General features: G+C 49.4%; 23 protein-coding genes, 1 tRNA gene and 1 pseudogene. 12 read left to right on the top strand and 13 right to left on the bottom strand.

The window, feature by feature from the left end; translation table 11 throughout:
* Positions 1-74: 74 nt before the first annotated feature.
* The 7 genes from K7P01_RS26655 to K7P01_RS26625 all read right to left on the bottom strand — a co-directional run bounded on the left by K7P01_RS26655 (position 75) and on the right by K7P01_RS26625 (position 5,100).
* Positions 75-440, bottom strand: coding sequence for a hypothetical protein (locus K7P01_RS26655; RefSeq protein ID WP_267297646.1), 366 nt, complete (start codon positions 438-440; stop codon positions 75-77).
* 161 nt (positions 441-601) lie between these two features.
* Positions 602-982, bottom strand: coding sequence for a hypothetical protein (locus K7P01_RS26650; RefSeq protein WP_267297645.1), 381 nt, complete (start codon positions 980-982; stop codon positions 602-604).
* 5 nt (positions 983-987) lie between these two features.
* Positions 988-1,716: a hypothetical protein gene (locus K7P01_RS26645; protein ID WP_267297644.1), complete on the bottom strand. Its 729-nt coding sequence runs from the start codon at positions 1,714-1,716 to the stop codon at positions 988-990.
* Positions 1,717-1,741: 25 nt separating this feature from the next.
* Positions 1,742-2,401: a hypothetical protein gene (locus K7P01_RS26640; RefSeq protein WP_267297643.1), complete on the bottom strand. Its 660-nt coding sequence runs from the start codon at positions 2,399-2,401 to the stop codon at positions 1,742-1,744.
* 1 nt (position 2,402) lies between these two features.
* Entirely contained in the window at positions 2,403-4,334 is a 1,932-nt protein-coding gene (locus K7P01_RS26635; RefSeq protein WP_267297642.1) for a hypothetical protein, read from the bottom strand.
* A 36-nt stretch (positions 4,335-4,370) separates the two neighbouring features.
* Positions 4,371-4,853 carry a hypothetical protein gene (locus K7P01_RS26630; protein WP_267297641.1) on the bottom strand — a complete coding sequence of 161 codons (483 nt, stop codon included), beginning with the start codon at positions 4,851-4,853 and terminating at the stop codon, positions 4,371-4,373.
* On the bottom strand, positions 4,840-5,100 hold the full coding sequence (locus tag K7P01_RS26625; RefSeq protein WP_267297640.1) for a hypothetical protein: 261 nt from the start codon (positions 5,098-5,100) through the stop codon (positions 4,840-4,842). The genes K7P01_RS26630 and K7P01_RS26625 overlap by 14 nt, the downstream gene beginning before the upstream one ends.
* Positions 5,101-5,291: 191 nt before the next feature.
* Between K7P01_RS26625 and K7P01_RS26620 the strand changes: the two genes are divergently transcribed.
* Together K7P01_RS26620 and K7P01_RS26615 are read left to right on the top strand one after the other, a co-directional pair.
* The gene (locus K7P01_RS26620; RefSeq protein ID WP_267297639.1) at positions 5,292-7,361 is read left to right on the top strand and encodes a GNAT family N-acetyltransferase; all 2,070 of its coding nucleotides are present in this window, start codon (positions 5,292-5,294) and stop codon (positions 7,359-7,361) included.
* Entirely contained in the window at positions 7,358-7,816 is a 459-nt protein-coding gene (locus K7P01_RS26615) for an ASCH domain-containing protein (RefSeq protein ID WP_267297638.1), read from the top strand. The genes K7P01_RS26620 and K7P01_RS26615 overlap by 4 nt, the downstream gene beginning before the upstream one ends.
* A gap of 107 nt (positions 7,817-7,923) precedes the next feature.
* Here K7P01_RS26615 and K7P01_RS26610 read toward each other — a convergent pair whose 3' ends face one another.
* Positions 7,924-8,490, bottom strand: a complete 567-nt coding sequence (locus K7P01_RS26610) for a hypothetical protein (protein ID WP_267297637.1) — start codon at positions 8,488-8,490, stop codon at positions 7,924-7,926.
* 4 nt (positions 8,491-8,494) lie between these two features.
* The gene (locus K7P01_RS26605; RefSeq protein ID WP_267297636.1) at positions 8,495-8,935 is read right to left on the bottom strand and encodes a helix-turn-helix domain-containing protein; all 441 of its coding nucleotides are present in this window, start codon (positions 8,933-8,935) and stop codon (positions 8,495-8,497) included.
* A gap of 233 nt (positions 8,936-9,168) precedes the next feature.
* On the opposite strand from K7P01_RS26605, the gene K7P01_RS26600 reads away from it, so the two are divergent.
* The 7 genes and pseudogenes from K7P01_RS26600 to K7P01_RS32195 all read left to right on the top strand — a co-directional run bounded on the left by K7P01_RS26600 (position 9,169) and on the right by K7P01_RS32195 (position 16,355).
* Positions 9,169-10,035, top strand: a complete 867-nt coding sequence (locus K7P01_RS26600) for a HEPN domain-containing protein (RefSeq protein ID WP_267297635.1) — start codon at positions 9,169-9,171, stop codon at positions 10,033-10,035.
* 315 nt (positions 10,036-10,350) lie between these two features.
* Positions 10,351-10,644, top strand: coding sequence for a helix-turn-helix domain-containing protein (locus tag K7P01_RS26595; RefSeq protein ID WP_267297634.1), 294 nt, complete (start codon positions 10,351-10,353; stop codon positions 10,642-10,644).
* A 188-nt stretch (positions 10,645-10,832) separates the two neighbouring features.
* The gene (locus K7P01_RS26590) at positions 10,833-11,105 is read left to right on the top strand and encodes a hypothetical protein (protein WP_267297633.1); all 273 of its coding nucleotides are present in this window, start codon (positions 10,833-10,835) and stop codon (positions 11,103-11,105) included.
* A gap of 1,035 nt (positions 11,106-12,140) precedes the next feature.
* Positions 12,141-12,638, top strand: a pseudogene (locus tag K7P01_RS26585) (DNA cytosine methyltransferase); the annotation flags it as partial.
* A 66-nt stretch (positions 12,639-12,704) separates the two neighbouring features.
* Complete coding sequence (locus K7P01_RS26580) at positions 12,705-14,093, top strand: DNA cytosine methyltransferase (protein WP_267297631.1); 1,389 nt, start codon at positions 12,705-12,707, stop codon at positions 14,091-14,093.
* A 22-nt stretch (positions 14,094-14,115) separates the two neighbouring features.
* Positions 14,116-14,595: a holin family protein gene (locus tag K7P01_RS26575; protein WP_267297630.1), complete on the top strand. Its 480-nt coding sequence runs from the start codon at positions 14,116-14,118 to the stop codon at positions 14,593-14,595.
* Positions 14,596-14,795: 200 nt separating this feature from the next.
* Positions 14,796-16,355 carry a recombinase family protein gene (locus K7P01_RS32195; protein WP_397311144.1) on the top strand — a complete coding sequence of 520 codons (1,560 nt, stop codon included), beginning with the start codon at positions 14,796-14,798 and terminating at the stop codon, positions 16,353-16,355.
* Here K7P01_RS32195 and K7P01_RS26570 read toward each other — a convergent pair.
* From K7P01_RS26570 to K7P01_RS26555, 4 genes are all read right to left on the bottom strand, one after another.
* Positions 16,312-16,398, bottom strand: a tRNA-Ser gene (locus K7P01_RS26570). The genes K7P01_RS32195 and K7P01_RS26570 overlap by 44 nt on opposite strands.
* A 65-nt stretch (positions 16,399-16,463) precedes the next feature.
* Positions 16,464-17,660 carry an acetate/propionate family kinase gene (locus tag K7P01_RS26565; RefSeq protein ID WP_267297629.1) on the bottom strand — a complete coding sequence of 399 codons (1,197 nt, stop codon included), beginning with the start codon at positions 17,658-17,660 and terminating at the stop codon, positions 16,464-16,466.
* 26 nt (positions 17,661-17,686) lie between these two features.
* Positions 17,687-19,795, bottom strand: a complete 2,109-nt coding sequence (gene pta, locus K7P01_RS26560; RefSeq protein ID WP_267297628.1) for a phosphate acetyltransferase — start codon at positions 19,793-19,795, stop codon at positions 17,687-17,689.
* Between the two features lie 98 nt (positions 19,796-19,893).
* Complete coding sequence (locus tag K7P01_RS26555; RefSeq protein WP_267297627.1) at positions 19,894-20,892, bottom strand: helix-turn-helix transcriptional regulator; 999 nt, start codon at positions 20,890-20,892, stop codon at positions 19,894-19,896.
* Positions 20,893-21,549: 657 nt separating this feature from the next.
* On the opposite strand from K7P01_RS26555, the gene K7P01_RS26550 reads away from it, so the two are divergent.
* From K7P01_RS26550 to K7P01_RS26540, 3 genes are all read left to right on the top strand, one after another.
* Positions 21,550-23,334, top strand: a complete 1,785-nt coding sequence (locus tag K7P01_RS26550) for a sensor histidine kinase (protein ID WP_267297816.1) — start codon at positions 21,550-21,552, stop codon at positions 23,332-23,334.
* The gene (locus K7P01_RS26545; protein WP_267297626.1) at positions 23,321-23,662 is read left to right on the top strand and encodes a hypothetical protein; all 342 of its coding nucleotides are present in this window, start codon (positions 23,321-23,323) and stop codon (positions 23,660-23,662) included. The genes K7P01_RS26550 and K7P01_RS26545 overlap by 14 nt, the downstream gene beginning before the upstream one ends.
* A gap of 87 nt (positions 23,663-23,749) precedes the next feature.
* A complete protein-coding gene (locus K7P01_RS26540; protein WP_267297625.1) occupies positions 23,750-25,333 on the top strand; it encodes an ArnT family glycosyltransferase in 1,584 nt (527 codons plus the stop codon).

Raw genomic sequence — 25,333 nt, 5'->3', positions numbered from 1 at the left:
ATATCGAATGTGGTATTTACAGTAGCCTAACTGCCGGATGCGTCCAGGGATATACTGAAGGATAAAATGCTCCGTCATAAGTTTATCTCCTGTGGCGCAAGGCTATCGTCAATCTCACGCCTTCGTTCCATATCCTCGGCGCCGTCCGGGAAGACTTCTTCGGCAAGCTCATATTCCACGTAGATCGTCAGGCGGTAGTGCCGCTCGTAAGAGCCGCCTTTGAACCAACCGTGTAGGATGGTGGTCTCTCCATCCACATGCACAGGCTTCATTGATGGCACCCTGCCATTGACCCACGCGTTGGCGCTTTCGAAGTCCACGGGTGGGATACCTACAAAGGATTCATCCGAAGGCTCCACGCCATTTTCGTATACATCCGTCACATAGAACACATCGGCTCTATCGTTGGATTGAAAGGTTATGGTCCCGAGTTTATCCATGTCGCTGATGCTGTTACCATGATGCCCGTCACACGTCTTACGTTCGCCGGAAGCTTTACCTCAAAGGGTTTGAATCGTTCCGGGTACTCGATCGGTAAATGCAGTACGACGAAGTTTCTCTTTACCCGCGTTGTTATTTTCTGTCCGTGCTCCATGGCGTCTTATTTCATTACGCATTGCAATACGATGATCACTTTGTACGGGCAGAAGGACACATTCGCGTTACTACCGTCCTTGTACTGTATTTTGATCTCTCCGTTGCCTGCCACCACACCGTTTCCGAGGGTGCGGTATTTCTGATCCGGTGGAACAGAAATACCGCTCATGAGTATTTTGCTTTCAAAGTCCTCGGGAAAGATCTCGTCACCGCTGATCTCGATGCGCTGTGAGCCTCGATAGAACAGATGGCTGGGCTGATCGGAGCTTAACAGGATCGCATTCACCAGCTTCACGTTTTTGTCCAGGTCAAACTTCTTATTTATAGTCTGGCCTTCTGATTCTACCGTGAAGCTATACACCTTGTCAAGCAGTCGCTTTTCCATATCGGCTAAGGAATCGTAGCGGTACCCGATAAGCCGACATAGATTACCGTGTTTGGATTAAGCCCGTTGACGGTTCCCAGCTCGATCTCAAACTCTATGTCGATGTCGTCGTGGATCAGCCGAGGGTTCGCGAGCTTGTAGTATCCCTTCGGAACCATGTCGAACGTGGCCGTAATGAAATTCCGGTTTGACGTGTCGCTCACCAGCTGCTTTTTGTTGGCCTTTAGTTTGAACTCGCCGTTGGCAAGCGCGCCTACGTTCTCGATTGTGTCGAACTTGGTGACCTTCACATCATCCGTGCTTAGCGAAGTTGCTTCGCCTTGCAGGAGATAAATGCCTGACACGAGCAGCGCCATGTTCTTCGGCAGCTTACCGTTGCTGATGTTCCGCAGGTTGACTTCCTTCACGTCCTGGCTCTCGAACATCTTAATAGTTTTAGCTCCGTTGATAGGCTTGATCGTATATACCAGGTGATCAGCTAGGCGCAGCTTGCCTTGCAGCAGTTGTTCTTTGATGTGGGCGGGCAGCTCCAGGAAGAACTTCTCAAACTCTGCACGCGACCCTTGCGAGGGTATATGCCGCTTCACTACTTTGTTCATCGCCTTGGCCCGGGCTACCGGGTTCAGGGCATTTAGATACCCGAGCAGCTCGGCATCCATCTCTCCGTTCAATCCGATCAAATCGGTCGGATTGGTGTACTCACTCTCCATGAGCTGTCCTAATGCACTCAACATACTTTTAATGGTTAATTAATTGTTTCTAAAATTCTCGTTCTGTTTCGTTCAACCCGGCCGTGGGCGTGCCGCTTTTGCTCATCTCGGCAATCTGCTCCTGTATGCGGTCTATGGCTGACATATCAAATTCCGGCGTATCCACATCGGACAGCGCTATGCTTTTATGCTCTTCGGCCATGCTACCATCGCTACTATAGGGGTTGACAAAGTAGGTAACCTGTTCTTCCCCGGGCGTATCGGCGAGGCCGTCCGTTGAGGAAGACGAAGCCGCAATTTTGCCAGTATTCGAGATATATAGCTTCTCCTTGAAGTTTTCAAAGAAGGTTTTTACCCTGTCCTGGGCGTCGTGGGCTACCTGTTTTATATCGAGCCCTTCGACGCCCTGTACGCTGGATGCCGAGCGCTGGAAGCCGTTGCTTAAGGTCAGCCCGAGCCCAGCGGCGACGATGTACGGGTTCTTTTTGTGGACGCCGATCAGTGTTACCGGAATGCCGGTGATAAGCGAGTGCTTGCCGATGGCTGCACCGACTCCGCACGCGGCTATTGCCGCCAGTAAGAGCAATCCGCCTTCTTTAGCTGTCTCCACGTAAGCATTGGTATCGCTGGCATTTTCTGCTTCACTATACTCCACTTCGCCGAGGGCTTTGCCTCGCCGCCTCGCTTTCATTCTGTTGTGCCGTTTCATGTTATAGAAGATTTTTACGTTCTATTCTTGGTCTGCCCTGGTTCCGCCTTCGCCGCTTGTTCCTGCTTCTGTTGCGCTCCATTCCCGAAGGAGCGCCGGTCAGCTCCGCGGGCTTGGCTTTATTGCCCTTGATTGCTCTCGCCAGCAGGTAAGCGCCTCCTGCTACCGCGCCAGCGATAAGCAGCGACTTGCCCGGGTTCTCTTTTATCCACGCCACTTTTTCCTGGACAAAGCCTTTCGGTTCTGGCTCGCTCGTTTTAGCTGCAACCGAAGTGTTCGTAGCGGCCGATTGTACAGCAGTGTCGGTAATGATTCGACTGACAGCGGTGGTAGCTGGTACTGCTGGGACAGCAGCAGGAGCATAACTTGCAGCAGCCTGTACGATTTGCTGGGTTTCATTTTGCGTTTGGGATTGCGGCGGTGCCGCTGTTCTTAGGGCTGGTAAACTCTGTGTTATCTGTCTAACCGCCTGCGATACTGATGCGGCTGTCGGCAGCACCGTGGATACCTTCGAGACCAGGCTTTGGATAGGATCGGTCACGAGTTGGTCTTCGTCGTCCGGAATGGTAGCCGTCGCCTCGCTGGCATCACCGGCGTTGTCGGTCTCGCTCTGGAAAGAGGCTTCTTCCGACCCGCCTTTGTTGAATAAACCTTTGACTTGCTTAAGGGCGGCAGCGATGGCGGCGACCGCCGAAGTTGCCGCTGCCAGGGCAGTACCGCTGGCGATCTCTCCAAGGCCTTCCAGGTCGTCGGGGTCACTGTGAATAATCTGATACTCCTCGATGTCAGCGTACTCGTCATTGAGGCCGAAAAGCCCATTCATGGGCACCTTCTTGTTTTTGTTACCCTTGCCGTGCAGAATACCTTTCTTCAGGTTTTCCTTTTTGCCACCGGCCTGCCAGTATACTGTCTCCGCTCTGTCCTTCACCTGTCGGATTTTTTTCAGCTCGCTTAGGTTCATCCCCATCGAGGTCGCTTGCGCATCCGTCAGGTAGCCGTACCGAAGTTTACCGGCCACGTTCAACAGGTTGATCTTCATGGCCAGCAAAAAGCCGTTGCGCAGCAGGATCGTAGCGGGGTTCACAAACCGGTTGATGATCCGGATACCGTCGCCGACTTTGTCCGCAACTTTCTTTACCACCTTTGCAACCGGTTTGGCGACCTTCTTCGCTACCTTCTTAACCGCTTTTCCAATCTTTTTGAAGATGCTGCCCAGCTCTTCATCGTCATAGATCGACGCAAGATCCGCGAGGTCTACCGTGTCAGGCTCCAGGTAGTCCATACCGATCAGGTCGTAGGTCTCTTCAGTTGTCTCCCGCTCGCCTTCCTCTTCTTCATCTTCCACACCATCCAAATAGTCCAGTCTCATATCGTAGTCTTTACGTTCCAAAAAAGGTTGTTCACTATCAAATTCATCCTTCACACAATCCAGCACGATGTAGCTGTTCCGGTCGAAAAAGTCGCGGTTAAGATTTCCGTCTTTCGGCACCACAGGGTATATGTGTTGCCAGCGCGGAACCTCTGGGTATCGCTTGGGATATTTGGTGATGCGGGCTTTATGGGGTATGCCAAAGTTTAAAAGGATGGAGCTGATGAACTCCGTGTAGCAGTCACAGTCTACCCCTGTCTCGCGTTCCCACCACGTGCGCCGTGGACTGCGTACCTGTTCCACTCCATCCTTATCCCTTTTGTATTGTATATGGTTGTATACAAAGTGCCAGATATTCGAGCACGTTTCCTCTAGTGTTCGGCCCTTCAGCTTCTGGGCGATGCCCTGCGTCTGCCAGGTTGATTTTGGTACCGTCCGGCGAATAAGTTTTAGGGTATCCTCAACGTCCGCCTGTTGTATCACCGTAACATCCTGCTCACTTGGTGGCGGAAAGAGCTGGTCGAACTCCCTACCGCTTCTGATCTTTCGCTTCTTCGATTCCATACGCCTCTAATCTGTCCCCTCATCCAGCTTTCGCCCTTAGGCTTCCTTTCCGCCTCCCAATGTGATGTTATCCGTCTTGCTATACGGCAAGCTGTCGTTGATCGTAGTCACCGTCTCTACCGTCAGCATAAGCTTACCGGTCTCCCGGTAGTCTTTCAGCAGCGCCGGTGCAGTAGTGGCCAATTGCACAAGTCCTATATTCAGGATGATTGGCTCTGTACTCGCTTCACCAAACTTCGGCACTGTAATATTGACGTTCTTCATTTGTGAAGACACGAGCGTTGTGCCACCATACCGGAGCCGTACAAAAGGCTGCTTAACTTTTACGCTGCCGCCGCTGGGGTTCTTAAGTGTTACGTCTATTCGAAGTTCAATACCACTCAAACTCACGCTGTGAATCGATGCCTTCGTGACCGTCTCCAATTCTTTTGATAGCCGATTGAGTCTAAGCAGATAAATAACCCCACCGATGGCAGCGACGGCCCCGGCACCGATGGCCAGTTGTTTACCCGTGGCCATCGTCCTGTTTTTTACGTGGGCCGAGCAGTTTACGAAGCTTCTCCTTGTAGTCCTGCCAGAGGGGGCTTAGTACGTCACCGATGATTTTGAAGAATAAGCAGATGATACCCCCGATGAGGGCTTGCAATGTGTAGTCTAAGAGAAAACTTAGATCAACATTTCCGAGTACATTAAATACTGCGCCAAAGGTAAAGGCAATCCAATTACCTGATCCATGGCCTCCTGTTGTTTGTCCTGTTGCGTTCATGGATCAAATATGCGACGGGCGAAAAGCGTAGGTATCGACTTTTGATAACAAACGTAATTTTTCAAAGCTTTTTATGAATAATTTATACTTCTTATCTGAAAAGTAAATTATTATGTATATGTTAGCATCCTCTGAAATTTGTTTAGTCACTATTTTGAAATTACAACACCGTTACACCAATTACGTCCTAGATGGAAATTGAATTCATAGATCATCAAAGCGAGTTTCTTGAACAGGTAATTACGCTAGGTAAACGAAACTCATCAACATTAGGGCTGATGCCCAGAGACGCCTACATCGACCACGCCCGAAAAAGATCCATTGTAGTGGCTCATGAAGAGAGAAAATTGCTCGGTTATTGCATGTTTCGAATAGTAAAATCAAAGTCCAGAATCGGTATAACGCAGGTTTGCATCGAAGAAGATTCAAGGCGGAAAGGGATTCCAAAGGCGTTGTTGGACAAAATTCAAGAAAAATACAAACACTCCTTCAAAGGTATGCTTGTAAGTTGCCGGGAAGACTATATAGGGGCATGTAAGCTTTGGGAAGACTACGGGTTCGTAAAGAAAAAGCGAGTGAGAAGTCGCAGTTCACAAGAAAAGTATTTATTGAAATTTTGGTTTGATTTCGGCCAACCAGACTTGTTTTCAACCGAAAACAATGAGAACATTAAAGTCCTACTAGACTTAAATATTCTCATAAAACTCCGAGACCAAGATTCGGTTAACGAGGAAGTCACGGCACTTCTTTCGGACTGGCTAATTGATGAGGTTGACTACTTCTATGCGAAGGAAACATTGAATGAAATCCATAGAGATAAAGATCATAAGCGAACTGAGTTTACCGTGCAATATTTGAGCCGATTCAAAGAGCTTTGGTCGAACCCTAAAGAGAGTCAGAAGTATTTAGATGTGCTTCAAGAGATTCATACGGGAAAAACAGAAAACCATCATTCCGACCGAAAGCAATTGGCAGAGTGTAGAGCCTGTGAGATTCAATACTTTGTAACAACCGATGGCGAAATAATTGACCGTAGAGACGATATTTATGAAGTGCTTGGAATAACTATTCTTCGCCCGACAGAATTTATACTCACAATTGATGAGTTGCTGAACAAGTCTTTATATGAACCTGCGAGGTTACAAGGTGCATCGTTCGAAGTAAAAAAAATTGATTCGGCGATGATATCCAGCACACTAGAAGATTTTGTGGCGAAGTCCAAAAGTGAAAAAAGGATCGACTTCGAAACACTGGTAATGAGGCTCTCATCTAATATTAAGAATGGAATAGCAAAAGTTGTCACGTCGCCAGATAAGATCAATGTAGCTTTCTTCGGTTATGAAAAAAACGACGACGAGCGGATTGATTTGCGATTTATTAGAATTAAAGACATACAACTTCAGAACACGCTTTTTAATCAAATCTTAGTAGAGATCATTCGTGAAGCGGTAGCGTTCGGCCAAAAAACTGTCAACGTCTCAGAGAAATATATTTCTAACGATTTCTCTATAATATTAATTAGGAATGGATTCTTTAAATCAGAAGGTGTATGGACAAAGTTAGTATTAACGGGTTTGTGTGATTTTTCATCATTGTCAGATTTGCATCCAGAGGTACTGCAGTATCGACACATAGAGGCTGCAATTGAGCAAATATCGGAACATCCAGATACAGAAGTGCGTGAAGATTTGAAACTAAATCTTGAACGTGCTCTATGGCCTCTAAAATTTTCAGACCTGGGGATTCCAACTTTTATTATACCAATCAAACCATATTGGGCGTCTCAACTTTTTGATCACCTTAGCGCTAATAACATGATTTTCGGCGCGCCTCCTGATTTATCCTGGCGTAACGAGAATGTTTACTATCGAAGTGTGAAACCCGATGTTGAAAGGTTTCCTGGGCGGATTCTTTGGTATGCCAGCATGCAGGACAAGTTCACCAGAAGAAAAGCCATTGTAGCCTGTTCTTACCTGAATAATGTTACAACCGGGGAAGCCAAAAAATTATTCTCCTATTTCAAAAAATATGGCATCTACAAATGGAAGGAAATCTTGGAGCTAGCAAAAGGTGAAATAACCGGACCAATTAAGGGGATTCAGTTCAGCAATACTGAGGTTTTTTTTAAACCTATTGACTTTGAGACCGTTAATAAAGTATTATTGTCTGAGAATTATAAAAGAAACACCTTTACTTCGCCTCTGAAGGTAAGCAAAGAGGTTTTTAACAAAATTTACGGGATAGCAAAGGTGCCGCGATGAAGAAATACCTACTTTTATCAGTTAAGCAACAATACACAGAGCAGATACTTCAAGGGCGCAAGACGATCGAGCTGCGGAAATCTAAACCAAGTGTCTCCAGCGGCGATGTTATCATCATTTACTGCACGTCGCCAGTTAAGGCAATCGTTGGTACTGCGACTATCGAAGATGTAATCACTCACACACCTTCGGAGATGTGGGAATTGCATTCACAAAAGTTAGGAATTACTAAAAGGGCTTTTTTTGAGTATTACGAAAACTCCGACAAAGCAATAGGTATTGTCATGTCGCATGTGGCAACGTTGCCAGAACAGATTCAACTCAGTTCAATCAAGCAAAGGATTCCGACTTTCTCTCCTCCACAAACTTACCGTTACTTTATGAAATTTGTGCCAGCTGTTAAATTCAAGGGTTTTACGCTAGAGCCGTTTCGTGATGGTGTTTTAGCCAGATAATAACTGGAAACTTCTTCAGGAATTTGCCATTTAACTATTCCGATCTTTCACAGGCAAAGGTGTGACGGACCAGCTGGTTGGTCAAGATTGATGCCTAGCAGCTGATTTCAACGAGTTAGCTTCGGGCTTTGGATGTATTTATCTTGGCCAACAAACTCGCCGACAATATAATTACCCGCATCTATATAGTATGTTATGACCCCCTCGTCCGAATCGCGATACAAAATATTCAAAGCGAGTTTATTACCATTCAAATAAAAACGCAACCATTTATTCCCAGTCAACATATCCTCAAATTTCGACCCCCGATTAATTGAATAACCTATACAATTATTGTATTCATTAATCAGAGTCTTATTTCGGTAGACAAGAAAATTCCCATTCTTAATCACAAACCTATACTGCCCTGACAGTGGCTCACTCCATTCGGTTTTGTGTTTGTCAAGATAGTGACGATTGATGTCCCCCATAACAAAGTCGACACTTCCATTATATATCACTGTGTCGTACTTATTGCTACCTGTCTCTACCGAATCAATACCTGCTAAATTCGATGAACTAATTTCCTCTGGATGTTCATTTGATTTTCCTGCCGAGCATCCGATTAAAAACGCTAATGGCAATAATAAAGAAATGACAATTGATTTATTGAAACCCTGTGGAAATGGACTCATTCGCTTACTGCTTTTTTAGCAGTCGTTCAAGTAATTCATTCTTCTCGCGTTCAACTTTCAACAACTGTTCATACAATGCCTCGTTTTTACCAACAACCTCCATCAGTTTATCTAAAGGATTAAAGGTTATAGGGCTGTGGTTATTTCCTACTGCACCTTGGTTAGCACTACCCTCATGGAAATTATAGTTGTTAAAAAAATTCGTAGCCATCTCTTCTGTAGTATTAGCCAATATCGTCGGGGTAACGTTTAGTGCCTTTGCCGCAAGTTCCAATATTTCCGGCTCAATAGTTTCTTTATCTTCTAAACTAGAAACTTTACCCTGACTCCAATCAGGTCCCAGCTGCTTTGCAAATGCCTCCTGCTTAACTCCAAAAAATTCGCGGATACGCTTAATGTTCTTGCCGTGATGCGGGCGCTTAGGGGTATCGGTTATCTGTTCCATACCCAAATATAACCGTTTTGTGCATTTCCAGGCTATTTAGCCACTTTTTAGACCGATAAATTATCCATCTGAACCTATATTTTATCGGCCTTTTCCCATAAAACATCGGGTTTCGGGCATGGCACACCGAATATTATACACCTTACTTCACTGCCGTACCCGCCGCTTGGATCGCGACCGGCTGGCCGGGGCTATAAAATATCTATCAGAATACCACTTAAACCCCGCAAGTTATGCGTGTCTCCCTGCCCAAATTAAACGAAATCGAGCATGAAGCTCTGAACCAAAAAATCCAAGCCGTTATAAAGGTGATCCGGCCAGAAATGGTCATCTGCTTTGGCCTCCGAAAGACAGACCATCAGTCTTGGAGCTGCTTTTCCAACCAGGAACCTACAGTTTTCATTGAATGCGATCTGCTCGTGATCATCAAAGAAAGTGATACACTACGATGCCACGAGGCTTTGACGAAAATAGACGAACACAATGATGCCGGTATTAAATTGGCCGCGGTTGTTCACGGCATCTACTCTGTTAACCGTGCCCTTCGGGAAGGCAATGAGTTCTTTGCTGGAATGTACTTTACGGGCATCCGGTTGTTCGACAATGAAAAATTCACGCTTACCCACCCAGGAAATGCACTATCGCGCATTGCCACTTTTAGCGATATAGAATCAGCCTGGAGCAAAGGGTACGGTATGGCTAAAAAGTTCTTCCACAGTGCGAAGCAAAGTCTCGCCGGCGGCCGGTCCGACCTTGCTACACTTCAGCTTCATCAGGTGGCGGAATATACATGCTCGGCGCTGATCTACGTCTGTATCGGCTATAAAACATCAAGCCACAGTATTAAGCGCTTGTTAACGATGACCGAGCATTTTACCCCGCTAACGATGGACATTTTTCCTTGCATTACAAAAGAAGAAGTAAAACTCCTGGACCTTCTGGAAAAATCGTATTCACGAGTGCGGTATTCCGAGCCTTACACCGTCTCCAAAGAGCAAGTAAATATCCTGATAGACCGGGTAAACAACCTAATGGAAACCGCCGAGTTTCTGTATGAAGAAAGAGCTGCTTCGCTAACACCGGAACGGATAAACGCTTAAAATAATCTGCATGAACACAATAGGTAAAATGCCCCAATCCAAGCAGCATGAAAAAAGAGTCACGAACAATTATGCTCAGCAAAGCATGGTCGGACAGTTGCCGAACGTGCTTCCCCTTAGTGCGGCTAAAGGGATTCTGGCTGACCGACTTTGGCTTCCATGTCGGAGATCAAGTCACTGTTACGAGCCCCGAACCACACACGCTAATTATGCGTGTTACTAAAAGTGCTGAAGAATTCCGCCAGGAAAACCTCGCCGCTATTGAGGAACAATTTAAAAATCACAAATCACCCGTTAAAATAACAACTCACCCATATGAATCTGCTACTACAAACCCAAAGAAATCTGCACGGCTATCAGAGAAATGAACTCGCCCATCTTCTTTGCATATCTGAACAGGAATATAAGGAAATTGAAACAGGCCCGCACGAAATGAGCGAACAACAAGCCGAGACGCTAGCAAGGCTTTTCAAATCGGACACCGGGAATGTTGCCACCGAATGCACTGGAGTTGTAATCTACAACATAGGTTCCAATAGCCGAGCGATAGCCAATGTCGCCAATGACTACAAGTCCAACCAAGAGGAAACTGAACGCCAAAGCAGATGAAGCCAGAATCGCCAGTATTAGATTGGACCTTGGATTCGGATTCGTCAGAAATACAATACACGTTTACATTGAAGCGAATTCTGTTCGAGTTGATTGATTGCTCCGAGGACTTTACGACAGTCGACTCCCGTAAGTTGGTAAGACAATTTACCCGAGAGGGCCGCTACATTTTGTATCTGCTTCGTGATATGGAAGAAGAACTAAAAATCGCACCTAACGGCTCCGGAACTAAGTACATCTCGCCCAAAGCCCCTGCCACATCCGGCCGCCGGCTTTATTCAACCAGATTTATGGCGAAAATGAAATACACCTTGGAATTGCGAGAAGTTTTGGCATTAATCACGCGTACAATCGACAGGGTTGTTAAGGTGGACACGCGTAAAACGAAGCCCCGGCTCCGGGGTGAAATCAAGGTGCTTCGAAACCTGATTCTCGACGCGTTTTTGCTCATTCGTTCGTAATAATACCGACTCACGTCCTCCTTGTGACCTCATCCGCTGACCGGGTGGGGCACAGACGTTTAGACAGGAGCAAGCAGGAAAAAGTTGTAGGGAGTTAAAAAAAGATGAAATAGGTTCAAGTATAGACATTTGCGCCTTTAACGGTTAGCCCACCCACAGGTTCTCAATTTTGCTTCAATAATTCATTCCTCGCCTATTCTGGCCGGTATATTGCTCTATTTGAAAATATATTTTGATATAAGATACATTTTCAGGATGGGTATACCGTTATACCAAATAACATTATTATACCGGGTAGCCCTAACGATGGTCACAGTTGTTTAATTAATTGACAGAACGGTAAGACTATCGAAAAAGAATGCACAAATGTGAAATAACCCTCTCTTATGATTCATAATATGAAAGAACAAGCTGAAACATTCCGATGATGTGACTTAAATAAAAAACCATCGTTAGAATCTTAAAAAGATACGAAACAGAGCCGCTGCGCATCAGGTAAGTGCTGTTGATAAAAGACCGTTAGCGCGCACGTTCCGAATCGATTTCACTGGGGAATACTTAGTTATTAGTCACATATATTTTTTTTACAAGTATGAATACCTGGAGAGTGAAAATGTGCACTTACAAGGATTTGTGTGCATTGTATGGAGTATCGTATCGGACCATCAAAAACCAGCTAAAACCTTTTCTAAAGCAGATTGGCCCGCGTAACGGAAACTTCTTTTCCGTAAATCAAGTCATCATTATCGTTGACCTAATTGGTCCGCCATCAGAAGTTGATGTAATCTTTCCCACAGGCTACAAGGGCGATAAAGACCGCAGGTAGTAAGTCAGTTTTTCCAACACAATACAGGAGTACAATACTCGCGTGATAGCGACTCAATACTGTATTGATCCTATTATACCACCTATGAGTATCGGCAAAATCATATCAAAGATTGCATTTGTCTGCAATTGATCTTGAAAGTCGATACATACGCAATACGGTGAATATATCTTTCATAAAATCAAATGGCCAGACGGCCTTTTTGAAATATGAAAGCAACGGGTATTGTACTGCTAGACCTATTCAGTGGAATAGGTGGTTTTGCTAAGGGCCTCCTGGAAGCCGGGTATACTTTCAGGAAGCACTACTTCAGCGAGGTGGATAAATACGCCATTGCTAACTATTCGCACAACTTTAACGACGCAACGTATGCAGGACCAGTTGAAACCATTACCGGGGGGATCGAACACCCCGACATCATCACCTTCGGATTCCCTTGTCAAGATCTTTCAGTGGCTGGAGGAAGGGCGGGACTTGAAGGATCACGAAGCGGCCTCTTTTTTGAGGCAATTAGAATTATCAGACAACACCAACCTTGTGTTTTTGTCTTTGAAAATGTCAAAGGGCTTCTCTCCAGTAACGGAGGAAAAGACTTTGAAATCGTACTTAAAGCGGTTGCCGACCTTGGGCTATATGACTGTGAATGGCAACTGCTTAATACTCGCTGGTTTCTACCCCAAAATCGCGAGCGTGTGTACTTTGTCGGACATCTTAGAGGAGAACCCGCGCGCCAAGTTTTTCCTTTCCAGGAAAGTGATTTCCCGGCTTCTGGAGTGGAAACTCGCCCGGTGGCGGGAGCGGTAGTTGCTTTCTATACCGGCACCCCCAACATCGGCACTTACATCACTGACGCAATGGAAAAGAACAAGCCAGTAAACGCGCGCAAGCTAACGCCTACGGAGTGTGAACGCCTCCAGGGCTTTCCCGACGACTGGACGCGTTATGGCCTGATTGAAGGACAGGTCATCGAAATCTCCGATAGCCAACGGTACAAGATGCTCGGCAACGCAGTGAGCGTTCCGGTGGTCCAGGCGATAGCCCAACGGCTTGTGTCTGGCGGGCAGACCGTAGGGCCGGTCATTCCGATACAAGCCGTCACCGAAATTCAGGAGGCCGAGACAGTCGATGACGTAACTCAGGCTGAACCGGTAGGTGCCCTGCTGGAAAATCATGTGCAGGAAATACGGTTTATAAAACGGTATATCGCCCTGCATAACACAACGAAATCGCCAGCCGCCATTCTATCGTTTATCAAAGACCTGCAAAGCGCCATTGACAAGAAGCTAATCCGGAAGGCATCGCCGTATGCCAACGAGATCGATCTTATTCAGGACAAGCTTATCAGCGTCTTTCAGAGGATGAAAGGCAACGAACGCTTTGCCATTAACAAAAAAGACCTGACTCGTATGACCGGAATAGTCAACGGCGGAGCACAGGAACCATGTTCACGCGAGCAGGATATTGGCCGCATCTATGGGGGACGCAAAAAGGGCACTCGTAAGTGTCTTAACAATACATATTCGGACGCTCGGGGAAACGGAACTTGCTCCCATAACCAAGGATTAAATGGAGTACTGACAGCAGAGCAAATGGCCAATCGAACATTTGAAATGTTGCACTTCACTGATCCGTGGCGCTCGCTGCTCGGAACTCCCGCGAGAAATTTTACGCTCATGCTACATGGTGAGCCCGGCGCAGGTAAAACTAGCCTACTCCTAAAGCTGGCGGAATACCTGGCAATCAACTTCGGGAAAGTCATGTACATATCGTCGGAGGAATTTGAGTCGGTCACGTTCACACAAAAAGTGAAAGAGCTGCTAAACCCACGCCCTACAAATCTGGAATTCGCCGCATCCTTGCGAGGTACAGACATTACCGGTTACAGTGTTGTTATCCTGGATTCCATTAACGATTTGAAATTGAAACTCGACGATTTCAAGGCGTTAAAGGTAGCGCATCCCAATACCGCATTTATCCTCGTGCTCCAACACACGAAAGATGGCGACTATCGGGGTGGCAAAGATTGGGAGCACGAGATACAGATTGCCGGAGAAGTAGCGAACGGTACGATTAAAATATACCGAAGTAGGTACGGTGTAAAAGGCATGCTGGACTTCTTCACATACTTTGATATGAAGGCCCTGCCAGGCCAGACAATATAAATAATCACTAAACTATTATATCATGGAAACGACAAGTGCGGGCGGCGGCCCGGGCATAGGAGGTTTTTTGTCTAAAATTCTGGGCTCCGGAGCAAAGGCAACAATAGACTCTATTGGCACCGCCATAGACAAAATCGACAAATCAGATGAGAAACTTGAACTGCAACTAAAGTACAAACAGTTGCTCATGGAGATTGAAGGTTCATATCTGAACTATGAAAACAAGCTACTCGATAGCCAGACGAAAATTATAGACTCAGAAGCAAAAGGCGAAAGCTGGCTACAACGTAACTGGCGCCCGATGCTAATGGTGATTTGTATGTTCATCATCTTCAACAATTACGTGCTGGTGCCCTACCTCCACTTGCCCCTGACCGTCCTGGACGAACGCATTTGGAACCTGATGGAGTTGGGCGTGGGTGGGTACGTGGCGGGCCGTTCTCTCGAGAAGATTAGTGAGAAACTCGGTCCGGTACTGGTCAATAGCCGGAAGAAGCGCTGATTATCAGTAGCTTGTAAATTTGTCAGTCGAGAGGTTAGGTGCACTATTTGATGCAATGGGTATGGTCAGTGAGGAAAGATGCAGAGAAATATTTGCCAAACACGGCTATCATTTTTCTAAAGAAGAAATTACGATAATCCATAATTTCCTCTCGGTGATGGCCAGGGCAGAGTATAAGTCATACCTAAAGCAGAAAGAGGATGAAAAGAAGGGCAATAATTTACACCCGCGTATCGACAGACGATCAGGCTGATCGTGGCTACAGTCTTCCGTATCAAGAAGAGCGACTACGAAAGTACTGTGAAGCAAATAATTTTACCGTTGTCGCCCACTACCAAGACGACCACTCCGCGAAGACATTCGTTCGGCCAGCATTTCAAAAGTTTTTACACTTCGCCAAGAAGCATCCTGGCGAAGTGGATTTACTATTGTTCACCAACTGGAGTCGCTTTTCCCGGAACGCCACCGACTCGTACGCAATGCTCGCCACGCTCAAAAAACTGAACGTAGAACCGCAGGCTGTCGAACAACCGCTGGACCTCAGCATTCCCGAGAACAAAATGATGCTGGCTTTCTACTTGGCGGCTCCGGAAGTGGAGAACGACCGACGGTCAGCCAACGTCATCACCGGCGTCTACCGCGCCCGCAAAGAAGGCCGGTGGGCCAACGTAGCGCCTGCGGGCTATAAGAATGTACGGGGTGACGATGGCAAAGCCACAATCGTTCCCGATACACACGCGCCTTTAGTCCGGGAAGCATTTGAGCAGTTCGCCACCGGCGCTTTTGGCGTGGAAGAACTCAGGCGTAAGATGAATCAGAAAGGACTTAATTCCGCACGTTCAGCCTTCCACATACTATTACGAAATCATGCGTATATCGGTAGAGTATGCGTGCCCGCCTTTAAAGGTGAACCGTCCTACTACACACGCGCGGTACACGAACCGATCATAAGTGAAGACCTATACTATGAGGTACAAAACATCCTACAAGAACGAAAGCCCAATAGGCCAACAAAGAATACGACGAAAGAAGAAGTACTCTTCCGTGGTCATTTGACATGCCGACGTTGTGGTAATCTACTTACCGGCAGTGCGTCCAAAGGTCGCGGCGGCCGGTACTTTTATTATCACTGCCAACACGGGTGCAGAGAACGTTTCAGAGCCGACAAAGCACACGAAGAATTTCGTAAATATCTTTCCGGCTTTAAACCCAATGGTGCCGCCATCGAAGCTTTTCAAGAGTATCTAATGGGCACGTTCCAATCCAATCAACGCGACGACCAACGTGAGACAGACGCTATAGATGCAGAGATCGCCCGTAACCAGAAACGCCTCCAAAACGCGAAGCAAATGCGTCTGGACGGCGAGTTTGATGTAGCAGAGTATAAAGACATGAAAGCGACTCTCGAAAACACTATCAACGACTTAATCCGGAAGAAAGCAACGCTATCATCACCACTCGAAGACTTCGAGAAATACGTACGCCATGCAGTAATAATCGTCCGTGATCTGGGCAGTTTCTATGCAGGGCTAAAAGACCTGGCAGCCCGTGATTTGATGTTAGGTTCGATATTTCCAGAAAAATTGATTTTTGAGAACGGAAAATATCGAACCCCGAGAGTGAACGAGGCAGTGCGACTAATTTGCTTGATGCACAACGAGATAGAAAACAAAAAAGCAGACGAAAAGAATTTGATTTCTTCATCGTCTGCTTCTGCGGAGAGACAGGGATTCGAACCCTGGATACCCTTGCAGGTATAACGGTTTTCGAGACCGCCCCGTTCAACCGCTCTGGCATCTCTCCGAGCGGGGTGCAAAGATAATAACTCTGGGCAGACGCCGTTGTTCCGGGCTTCAAAAAATATCAAACTAGTCCGGTAGCCGGTAGCATTGGTGGGCAATTTCCAGCTCCTCGTTGGTGGGGACCACCAAAACGGCCACGCGGGAGTCCCCGGCATGGATCGCCCGGATGCCGGAAGCGGCTGTCCGGTTCTTTTCCAGGTCCAGGCGAATGCCCAGGTAGTCCAGGTTTTGGCAGATGCTTTCGCGGATGTCTACGTCGTTTTCGCCGACGCCGGCGGTGAAGATTATGGCGTCCAGGCCATTTAATACGGCCGTGTAAGCGCCGATGTATTTGCGCACGCGGTAGGCGTAAAGGTCGCAGGCCAGGGCGGCTTGGGCGTCGCCGGCGCGGACGGCTTTGCGGATGTCGCGCATGTCGTTTGTGCCCGTCAATCCCAGGAGGCCCGATTGTTTGTTCAGCAGCGCGCTGATCTCGGCTTCGGTCTTGCCTTCGCGTTCCATCAGGTGGAAGACTACCGACGGGTCGATGTCGCCCGAGCGGGTGCCCATGATCAGGCCGGCCAGCGGACCAAAGCCCATGCTGGTGTCGACGGAGCGGCCACTGTCCACGGCGGCCATGCTGCAACCGTTGCCCAGGTGTATACTGATCAGCCGGGCGTCCGGCTTTTGCAGCCAGGCCATGGCTTTCTGCGTGACGTACTTGTGGCTCGTGCCGTGAAAGCCGTACACGCGGATGCGCTTCTCGCGATAGTACGCCTCGGGCAGCGCGTAGCGGTAGGCCTGGGGTGGCATCGTCTGGTGAAAGGCGGTATCGAATACTGCCACCTGGCGCGCGTGGGGGAACGTTTTCTCCGCCACCTCGATGCAGGTATAGTTCGCGGGATTGTGCAGGGGCGCCAGCGAGAACAATGTGCGGATCGTTTCTTTTACGGCAGGGGTGATAATGGCAGGCTCCGCAAATTGCTCCCCGCCATGCACCACGCGATGTCCCACGACAGCAATATCTTCCGGACTGCTGATGACCCCGGTACCCGGTGCGGACAGCAGCGCGAGTACCGCGTGGAGACTGGCGTAGTGATCCGGTAAACCACCGGTGCGCTCCGTTACTTTCTCGACGTCGCCTTCCCATTGTTTGTGGCGGATAAACGCATCCTGCTGACCGATACGCTCTACGAGACCCGTGCAGGCGGGCTTTTCGGAGGGCATCCGGAAGAGCTGATATTTTAACGAGCTGCTGCCCGCGTTGATGACAAGGATATTCATACTGTGAAGTAACGAAAAGATAGGCGTTATACGGCAGCCGTTGCGTTGTCCTGGCACTGGATGGCCGTGATTACGACAGTGTTGAAGATGTCGTCCACGGTACAGCCGCGACTCAGGTCGTTGATGGGTTTGTTCAGCCCTTGCAGCATGGGCCCGATGGCCAGCGCGCCCGTCTCCCGTTGCACGGCTTTATAGGTATTGTTGCCCGTATTTAAGTCCGGGAAGATCAGCACGCTCGCGCGACCCGCCACTTCGGAGCCTGGCATTTTTTGCTTGCCTACCAGCGGATCGACCGCCGCATCGTATTGGATCGGCCCCTCAATCTTCAGGTCGGGACGTTTCTGGCGCACCAGCAAAGTAGCTTCGCGCACGCGCTCGACGTCTTCGCCTTCGCCCGAGCTGCCCGACGAATACGACAGCATGGCAATGCGCGGCTCGATGCCAAAGCGGGCACTGCTTTCGGCCGACGAGATGGCGATTTCCGCCAGCTGCGGCGCGGTAGGGTTGGGGTTGACGGCGCAGTCGCCAAAGACGGCCACACGCTCGGGCAAACACATAAAGAATACCGAGGACACGATCGACACCCCCGGCCTGGTCTTGATAAACTGCAGCGCCGGGCGAATGGTATGCTGTGTGGTATGCACGGCGCCTGACACCATGCCGTCGGCGTCGCCTTTGTATACCATCATGGTGCCGAAGTAGGAGACGTCGGTCATCAGGTCGCGGGCCATTTCCATGTTGACATTTTTGGTCTTGCGCAGCTCGTACAGTGTCTCCACGTAGAGGGTATAGTACGATGAGTCGGCCGGGTTGATGATGCGGATCGAGGCGGGATCGAGGTCGAGGCCCAGGCGGCGGATGGACGCCGTGATTTCAGCAGGGTCGCCCAGCAGCGTGAGGTCTACCACATCCTGTTTGATGAGGCGCGCGGCGGCTTTCAGAATGCGATCTTCGTTGCCCTCGGGCAATACAATGTGTTTCTTCTGGCTCTTCGCCGACCGCACCAGCTGGTACTGGAACATGTGCGGTGTAATGCCCTCTGGCTCGAATGTATAGAGTTTGTCGTCCAGCGCTTTCCAGTCCACGTATTTTTCAAACGTGTCGATGGCCAGCGTGATCTTCTGCTTGTTGCCGGCGGTAATCCGCGAGTGGATGTTGCCGATGATGGTGGTTGTTTCAAAAGTGCCTTTCTTCACGGAAATGATCGGCACCACAGTTTGCAGACCCTGCAGCAGGCGGATAACAGGTTCGTCCGGCTCGATGCCGGCGGTCAGCACAATGCCTGCCACTTTCGGGTAGGTAGAGGAGAGGTTGGCCTGTAGTGCGCCGATCACGATGTCGCCACGGTCTCCCGGGGTAACGATCAGCACGTTGTCCTTAATGTGGCTGAGAAAGCCGGGCAGCATCATGGCGCCGGTCACAAAGTTATCGGCCTGGTTTGATAGAAGCTCTTCGCCAAAGAGCACGCGGGCGTCGAGGGCGTCTTTGATCTCTCGCAACGTAGGACTTTGCAGGCTCTTGTCCCACGGAATAACCACCAGCATCATGTCGGTTGGCAGTTGCAGGCGCAGCAGCTCGCGCACATCGTCTACCTGCCCCGGTTGTACACGGTTTACCACCATGCCGATGACTTGTAGCTCGCGGCTTTCAAAGTTGCGCAGTACGTTCAGCGCGGCCGTTACCACCTGGGCCGTTGTGCGGCGCTCGCCACTCACCACAATCAGCACCGGCGCGGCCAGATTCTTGGCGATGGATACGTTGATCTCAAATTCAAAGGCAAGGCCTTCCCCCAGAAAATCGGTGCCTTCGATGACGGTAAAGTCGTAGACTTCTTCCAGCTTCTTGTACTTCGTGATGATGGTGTTGATGATCTCACCCATGCCCTCGGACTCCAGGCGTCGCAGCACTTCCTGTCCGCTGAAAGCATACGTATCGGCGTATTCAATCGGCAGGGAAAAGTGGTTGAGAATTGTCTCGATGTGCACCTCTTTTTCACCGGGGGGTGTCTGGCGGATAATAGGCTTGAAGTAGCCGATCTTGCTGGTGCGGGCCAGCAGCATGTTAATCAGGCCCAGGGCGATCACCGATTTGCCGGTGTATGGCTCTGCGGAGGCAATGAAGATGGTCTTATTCATACGGCACTTGTGGCGTTAAAACGCTCCAAGGTATGAAATTACTGGAAATGCTTTTTTTGACTTCTATCACCGTGCTACCTGACATTTGTCGCCCCGCGTTACAAACGACTGATCTCGCTGCACAACGTCGGCGGGTGGCCGAAGTGCCGCCGGAAGGCGTCTGAAAAGTTGGGGGCATGCCGATATCCCACCGCTGCCGCTACACGCGCGACAGGCATCTTCTTTTCTTTTAATAAGGCCAGTGCGCGTAGCATGCGCTCTTCGCGCAGAAAGCCGCCGACGGTGGTCTGGTACATCGTGCGAAAACCCAGTTTCAGCTTTCGTTCATTCAAGCCTGCGACGCGTGCCAGCATTCGCACCGAAATACCTTCGTCGAGATGGTCGAATATATAGGCACGTGCGGTATGCACCTTCTCCAGGTCGGAAGGTCTCAGGTCGGGGTGTGTGGCAGCGGGCGGCTCAAACAACGGCATCACGGCATGCCGCAATACATTGAGCAGGGCGACCTGCCGCATGATTTTCAGATCAAAGACCGAAGTGCGGCGGAACAGGTTCAGGGCAGCGTATACCAATGCCTGCGAAGCGGAGCGTGCCTGCTGAAAAAGCGCCGATGACTCATGGCGAGCAGCCTGTTCGAGAAAGTGCGAATATAGCGGATGAAGCCCGGCCCACTGCTGCAAGGCCGTCGGTTGGAAATGTATTGCCAGTAGCACGTATTGTCGGTCCTTCTCCAACACAAAATCCTGTTCCAGGGAAGGTTGATACAGCAGGTTGTAATGAAAACGGGTCGTGTGCGCGACGTACTTGCCCGTCACGTATTGCAGGTCGCCTTTCAGTACAATATAGAACATCAGCAGCGGCTCGGAGGAAGCTATCTGCACGGATACGCGATCCTTCGTGCGGATCACGATATTGACTACGCTGGCAGCATCCACGTGCACTTCGCGCACACGCGCATAGCAGAGCGGTCCCGAATATTTTAATACGAGTGTGCTGTCAGAATGGATATTTTCAGCGAGGTCAATCTGGCCGTGGGCATGCTCAGTTACTTTTACTTTGTCTGTATACGAATCTTCTGGTTGTGAATGATGGCTCATAGTTTTTCTGGTAACGTTTGGAACGACGTTAAAACGGAGGAATTGTCAAATGCACTGCTGTCAGTGACGCAGTAGAAAAAACATCATTCGTATAACTCGTATGGAGAATGGATGTAGACGGTCGCGAACAATAACATGGCACGGTGGTGTGCCTGGATAGTTGAGTTAAAGATATAGTAAAAACATGTTGTATTATAACAATAGTATAACATCGCGGTAAAAAAAAATTGAAAGACATACTAATATTAAGCCTGTGTTAATTGTATGTTGTGTGCCGCCCGAAAATAGTCCGTTTAACGAATGTATAGTGTACGGCAAACGTAAAAGGGACCAATCGAAACAATGCGGCGGATGCGTCGGTTATGACGTCGATCCACTGGTTTCGATGAATACGGGTAGTATTTCTTCAAAACCATACGGTTGAAAACGGCCCGCGCGATTGCACGTAATAATAACTTAATACGGGGTAAACAGAAACGCGCAACAGACCTCGTATCTTGCTGCCTGGAAGGAAAACCAATAACCATCTAACCCTGGTTCCGGCAGTAAAGCCCCACGCGTTGCCGGATCCGCCAGCAAAACTACCTAGCCGTGTTTAAATTTTTGGAGTTTAATTCCATACGGAGCCGAATGGTTTCCGGTTTTTTATTTTTGACAGTGCTCATCCTGATCCTGGCCATCGTTTCCCTCTACATACTCGACCGTGCCAACAAGGTCGCGCTCATTCACAGCCGCATCAGCCAACTTCAGGTATTTACGCTTACGCTGATCAAATCCGATAACGACTTTTTTGACCTCGACGTTTACAACGTCAACTATTTCAAGACCCGCACCAGTACGGCGCTCGAGCTGCGCGACAGCATGAACAAGCGCATCCAGGCGGAGATCCGCGCGGTGCGGCAGCAGACACGCAACAAAGGCTACGAGGTGGACATCAACCTCGATGCGATCGACAGCACACTCTCGGTATACAACGACAAGTTTGTGGCCCTGGAAGCGCTGGTCTATCGCAAGGGCTTTAAAGACGATGGAATGGAAGGAAAGATGCGCTGGCATGCGCACAAGCTGGAAGAAGAATCCGCCGGGCCGGGCTTGGTCAACGTATTGTTCTTACGCCGCCACGAAAAAGATTTCTTTCTGCGGCACGATACGGTATATCGCAATACGTTTAACCGCGCAGCCGTCAAGGTCATGCGCGACATGGCGCGTTTTCACGGCGACAGTACCGAAGCGCGCACACACATGTTGGAATACCAGCGGCTCTTCAACGAACTGGTCAACATCCAGTCACAGATCGGCCTGAGCAACAAAGACGGCTTGCGCCGTGAGCTGAACGAGCTGACGTCGGCGCTCAGCAACCAATACTTCCTGCTGTCCGAATACTCGCTGCGGCAGTCCGTACAGGCACAACAGAACGCGCGGCTGTTCTATATCGCCATGCTCACGGGCGCCGTATTTTTCTCCCTCATTTCGGGATTGTGGATCTCGCGCCGGTTGTCAGAGCCCATTGCACGTTTATCGTCGCTGGTACGCATGTCGATTGTACATAAGAAGCCCGGGCCCATCGACTTCAACGTGCGCCACGCGGCGAACGAGATCAACGCGCTCACGGCCGCCTTCAACATTCTGATGCATCAAACCAATGCGCAGCTGAAAGAGATCCAGTCGAAATCAAAATTGCTCAAGCGTAAGAACCGGCAGTTAAAGAAGCTCAACCGCGAGCTCGATAATTTTTTATACAGCACCGCGCACGATTTACGCTCGCCGCTGACGTCCCTGTTGGGCCTGATTAATATTATGCGCTACGATAACCAGCAGGAGAACCTGGTGGTATACTTCGACATGATGGAAAAAAGCATTCAGCGTTCGGATGCCTTCATCGCCCAAATCGTAAGCTTTTCCAAGAACAAACGTCTGCTCATTAAACCCGAGCAGTTGGATCTATACCAGCTGGTGGAAGAGGTTTTCGAGGGGCACAGCTTCCCTGCCGGAAACGGACGCCTGACGCGGGAAATCGTGATCCAGGAAGTCACGCCCTTCTATTCCGATCGCAATCGGGTCACGATCCTGTTGAACAACCTGATCTCGAATGCCATTCGCTATTCCGACCCGGGCAAAGAACAGTCGTATATCAAGCTGTTTCTGACCGTCAATGAATTGGAGGCGACCGTCGAGGTGCGTGACAACGGCATCGGTATAGGGCCGGAGCACATCGATAAAATCTTTGATATGTTTTACCGGGCTAGCACGGACTCCAAAGGCTCCGGTCTCGGATTATTTGTCTTTCACGAAACGCTCAAACGGCTGAAGGGCCAGGTGCGCGTGACGTCTACGCCGGGAGAGGGATCATCGTTCTTCATTATACTGCCGAACTATTACAAAACTCTCGAGGTTCCGACGGCGTCGGTGACGGAAAAAAAAGCCCTCTATGAAGCATCCTAAAACGTCCATACCGTGGCCCCTGGAAAAAACACTGGAGCTGCTCACGTTGATCCGCAATGATCTCATCGGCGATCTGCTGAGCGGTAATTATCTGCGCGAGTATATCCAGGCACGTTTTCAGATGCAAGACGTATCACGGATCAAGGTCGAGTTTATACGCATGGCATTGAGACAGCTGCGGCAATCGACCCTTGACCGTATACATTACGAAGGATTGGTGCGTGAGATCATGGAGCATGGCACCACATCCCTGACGGCCGGAAACGATCAGTTGTTCTATCAGGAAGTAGATCGTTTGCTGCTGCGTTACCTGCCGGTACAGCCCTGAAAAGAATTAATAGACAAGGTGCGATAGCATGATGTTGGGGTAATATACTTTTCCCCACGGCACGCTATTTTGCATAGCATAAATGTTATGCAGTCGATACACCTCTTGTTAGAAACTTTTTTGGAACGCATCCGCATTCCTGTCCGCGTATACTACGTCATATTCGCTTGTGTGCTGGGTGCGATCTATCTGCAAGGCCTGTTAAGTCCGCAATTGCTGCAAGACGCCGCCCGCGATGCCGCCCAGGTGTTGCATGGATATAAAACCGGTCAGTATGCCGTCTCCGATGGCATCGTCGTATGGCTGGCGGGTGTTAGCTTTGAGCTCTTCGGTATTTCTGCCTTTGCCTTTCGACTGCCGTCGTTCCTGGCCACATTGCTATGCCTGTATGCTACCTACCGCCTGGGGACGTTACTCTACAACAGAAAGACCGGCATCCTGGCTACGATTGTGCTTGCATCGTCGTGCTGGTTTGTCCTGGCCTGTAATGACCCGCGCCTGGACGCCATCCTGACAGCCTGCATCCTGTGTGCCATCTGGCAAATGGTATTGCTTGTTTCGAACAACCGGTTGCTCCATGCGATCATGGCGGGGCTTGCCATGGGGATTGGTTTTTCGGCCAAAGGCAGTATCGCCGTGTTGATGCCACTGCTGATCGTTGGCCTATATATCGTGCAACAACGCTCGTGGCGGAAGGGCATGCGCCTTTTTCCGTGGGTGGTAGTAGCCGCGATAACGCTGGCGCTGATGGCTCCGATGATCTATGGCTATCATGGCCAGGTAAACCGTTTTGTGAAACGTACCGGGCCTGTATTTTATTTGCATACGTTCTTTCGCGCGTTCCTGCCGTGGAGCCTGGTGTGCATTGCCGCCTATACCAAAGAAATTTCCTACCGCTTCCGCAAGGGACTGCGCAACCGCAAGCGCGAGATCCTGACGGGCATAGCGCCGGTCATTGCTGTGATCCTATTAACGCTCATGTCCACGAAGTGGCCGCATTACCTGCACGTCACGTTTCCGCTGCTGGCCATCTTTACCGCAGCCTTCCTGTTGCGCTGCGGCACACAGACCAAGAACCGGTTGATCGTATCGCAGCAAATCCTGGCGACGCTCGTCATCATCGGGATCATTGTGCTGTGTGACTACTGCCTGCCCGTGCGCGACCTGCCTACCATGACCGGCATCTTGATCTTACTGTCGGTAACCGTGTTCTTCTTGTTCGAGAACACCCTGGGCCGCACCAGCAAGGTGGTGCTGATGTCACTGTCGCTGGGCGTGTTCCTGTTCTTTGTCATGAGCTTTCACTATTACCCCGAGGCCTTGAAATACCAGGCTGGTCGCACGCTGGCGACCCGGGCGGCGGCGCGTGAGGTGCCCGTTGATAACATCTATAGTCTGGCCGGTTTTGAAGCCTGTTATGACTTCGGCTTCTACATGAAAGCCGACATACCCCTCCGGACGGTGGCGCAGGTGGCAACTTCCCCCGCTCCCCATTACCTCGTCACCGGTCCGGAAGGGCTTGAGCAGCTCAAGACACTGCCTGTAAAGATCGACACGCTCGAACAGGCCGTAAACTACAACGCTTCCAGCTTCAACGTCGGGTTCCTCGACCCATCCCGCCGCAATGACATGCTGTCACGGCGGTATTTGCTGCACGTCACGCCGGAGTAG

The sequence above is a fragment of the Parachryseolinea silvisoli genome (genome assembly GCF_021190955.1).
Lineage (GTDB): Bacteria > Bacteroidota > Bacteroidia > Cytophagales > Cyclobacteriaceae > Ohtaekwangia > Ohtaekwangia silvisoli.
Note: the sequence above shows the minus strand (reverse complement) of the source record. Positions and strands in the feature narration are given on the sequence as shown.

What these genes read in the sequence shown, in the direction of transcription:
- K7P01_RS26655 (WP_267297646.1), bottom strand. Translation starts at nt 440, where the DNA reads ATGGATAAACTCGGGACCATAACCTTTCAATCCAACGATAGAGCCGAT.
- K7P01_RS26650 (WP_267297645.1), bottom strand. Translation starts at nt 982, where the DNA reads ATGGAAAAGCGACTGCTTGACAAGGTGTATAGCTTCACGGTAGAATCA.
- K7P01_RS26645 (WP_267297644.1), bottom strand. Translation starts at nt 1,716, where the DNA reads ATGTTGAGTGCATTAGGACAGCTCATGGAGAGTGAGTACACCAATCCG.
- K7P01_RS26640 (WP_267297643.1), bottom strand. Translation starts at nt 2,401, where the DNA reads ATGAAACGGCACAACAGAATGAAAGCGAGGCGGCGAGGCAAAGCCCTC.
- K7P01_RS26635 (WP_267297642.1), bottom strand. Translation starts at nt 4,334, where the DNA reads ATGGAATCGAAGAAGCGAAAGATCAGAAGCGGTAGGGAGTTCGACCAG.
- K7P01_RS26630 (WP_267297641.1), bottom strand. Translation starts at nt 4,853, where the DNA reads ATGGCCACGGGTAAACAACTGGCCATCGGTGCCGGGGCCGTCGCTGCC.
- K7P01_RS26625 (WP_267297640.1), bottom strand. Translation starts at nt 5,100, where the DNA reads ATGAACGCAACAGGACAAACAACAGGAGGCCATGGATCAGGTAATTGG.
- K7P01_RS26620 (WP_267297639.1), top strand. Translation starts at nt 5,292, where the DNA reads ATGGAAATTGAATTCATAGATCATCAAAGCGAGTTTCTTGAACAGGTA.
- K7P01_RS26615 (WP_267297638.1), top strand. Translation starts at nt 7,358, where the DNA reads ATGAAGAAATACCTACTTTTATCAGTTAAGCAACAATACACAGAGCAG.
- K7P01_RS26610 (WP_267297637.1), bottom strand. Translation starts at nt 8,490, where the DNA reads ATGAGTCCATTTCCACAGGGTTTCAATAAATCAATTGTCATTTCTTTA.
- K7P01_RS26605 (WP_267297636.1), bottom strand. Translation starts at nt 8,935, where the DNA reads ATGGAACAGATAACCGATACCCCTAAGCGCCCGCATCACGGCAAGAAC.
- K7P01_RS26600 (WP_267297635.1), top strand. Translation starts at nt 9,169, where the DNA reads ATGCGTGTCTCCCTGCCCAAATTAAACGAAATCGAGCATGAAGCTCTG.
- K7P01_RS26595 (WP_267297634.1), top strand. Translation starts at nt 10,351, where the DNA reads ATGAATCTGCTACTACAAACCCAAAGAAATCTGCACGGCTATCAGAGA.
- K7P01_RS26590 (WP_267297633.1), top strand. Translation starts at nt 10,833, where the DNA reads ATGGAAGAAGAACTAAAAATCGCACCTAACGGCTCCGGAACTAAGTAC.
- K7P01_RS26575 (WP_267297630.1), top strand. Translation starts at nt 14,116, where the DNA reads ATGGAAACGACAAGTGCGGGCGGCGGCCCGGGCATAGGAGGTTTTTTG.
- K7P01_RS32195 (WP_397311144.1), top strand. Translation starts at nt 14,796, where the DNA reads ATGAAAAGAAGGGCAATAATTTACACCCGCGTATCGACAGACGATCAG.
- K7P01_RS26565 (WP_267297629.1), bottom strand. Translation starts at nt 17,660, where the DNA reads ATGAATATCCTTGTCATCAACGCGGGCAGCAGCTCGTTAAAATATCAG.
- pta (WP_267297628.1), bottom strand. Translation starts at nt 19,795, where the DNA reads ATGAATAAGACCATCTTCATTGCCTCCGCAGAGCCATACACCGGCAAA.
- K7P01_RS26555 (WP_267297627.1), bottom strand. Translation starts at nt 20,892, where the DNA reads ATGAGCCATCATTCACAACCAGAAGATTCGTATACAGACAAAGTAAAA.
- K7P01_RS26545 (WP_267297626.1), top strand. Translation starts at nt 23,321, where the DNA reads ATGAAGCATCCTAAAACGTCCATACCGTGGCCCCTGGAAAAAACACTG.
- K7P01_RS26540 (WP_267297625.1), top strand. Translation starts at nt 23,750, where the DNA reads ATGCAGTCGATACACCTCTTGTTAGAAACTTTTTTGGAACGCATCCGC.